Consider the following 281-nt stretch of genomic DNA (forward strand, 5'->3'; position numbering starts at 1 on the left):
TGCATGCCGCCTGCTGGGGAACGCTCGACGCCGCCAACTTTGCGGTGGAGCATTTGCAGAAGATCGGCAAGGGGGCGGCCCGCATCGGCATCGAGCCGGCCTTCCTGCCATCGGATGCCTATACGCTGATTCGCAAGGCGCTGCCGGACGCGAAGCTGATCGACGCGACCGGCATGCTGGAAACCATGCGCGCCATCAAGACCGAAGCCGAGCTCGAAAAACTGCGCACCGCCTCGGAGCTCATCACCGATTCCATGCTGGCGACAATTGCCTGGGCGCGA

General features: G+C 64.1%; 1 protein-coding gene. It reads left to right on the forward strand.

Features of this window, described 5'->3' with window-relative positions; all coding sequences use genetic code 11:
• On the forward strand, positions 1-281 hold a 281-nt coding region (locus EN861_RS35110), incomplete at both ends, for an aminopeptidase P family N-terminal domain-containing protein (RefSeq protein ID WP_189343840.1).

Origin of the sequence: Mesorhizobium sp. M8A.F.Ca.ET.218.01.1.1, from assembly GCF_004791165.1 — a bacterium.
Taxonomy (GTDB): Bacteria; Pseudomonadota; Alphaproteobacteria; order Rhizobiales; family Rhizobiaceae; genus Mesorhizobium.